This window comes from Oleiphilus sp. HI0061 (assembly GCF_001635675.1).
In genome coordinates this window covers 1-943 of the sequence record NZ_LWFE01001576.1, presented here as the reverse complement: position 1 = coordinate 943, position 943 = coordinate 1, and the positions used below count along the sequence as shown (strand labels likewise).

Sequence of the window (943 nt, the reverse complement as noted above, 5' to 3'; positions counted from 1 at the left end):
TTGTCTTCGATAAATAGTCTTACGTATTTTGCAACGAGAGAGCCGTCTTCCGCATTTATCCCAGATACCACGGTGAACGTTAGTGAATTGGGCCAACTGTTAGAGCAAGAGTTTGAACTGCTTGTTGGCGAAGACTCTGATTTCGGTGAATACAATTCTTATTTGCAAAATTTAGCGTTGGTTGGAGCGGCTGGTGGTGTAGATTCTGACGGTGACGGAATGCTCGATAATGATGACCCTGACCCATCAACTCCCAATGAGATTGTCGATAATGGTTATGATGGATTGCGTTCGGTTTCTGTGCAATTCGAAGACGCTTTACTAATGCCTATAGATCAAAGTCTAGTTCTGACAATCCCAATAGAGGAAGTTCAGACAGGTGATGATGAAAAGCTAAGCTGTGCGCCTCATGACTCCCAATGTATATTGGTTGGGGATATGTCGGTTGAAATAGAGGTCGCTTCCAGCATCAACGTAGCACCTGATACGCATAATGCGACTATTTCCTCTCGTCTGTTCGATAGTGGAAGTGCGCGTTTCTTAGAACTAAAAATCGATGGATCAAAAGCGGGTTCGTATTCTGCATATGTACAGCTCACAACAGAAGCTCAGGTTAACCCTGAGACAAAAGCAGTAGAGGTCGATGAACAGCAATTCGGATTTGAACTACCTTTCACAATCTTTGATTTCTCAACACTTGAATTTAGGGTTGTAAGCGAAAATCAAGATCCTGTGACAGGCTCCGAGTTCGTTAACGCAGGCTCTAAGATCGTCCTTCAATTTAAAGCAACTGATCAAATATGCGAGCTATATCCTGTTTGCGGTGACAATAATGAAAACGTCGGAGAGTTTCTCGATCTTGACTTGATTGGTGAATCTTTTTCTGTCCAATATCAAATCAATGATGAAGAGGAAGCCAGCCCCTTCCAGCTAGCAGCTTCTG

At 43.2% G+C, this 943-nt stretch carries 1 protein-coding gene; it reads left to right on the top strand.

Annotation, left to right across the window (positions count from 1 at the left end; translation table 11 throughout):
* Positions 1-72: 72 nt before the first annotated feature.
* A partial coding sequence (locus tag A3735_RS24570; protein ID WP_156499895.1) for a hypothetical protein occupies positions 73-943 on the top strand: 871 nt, incomplete at its 3' end.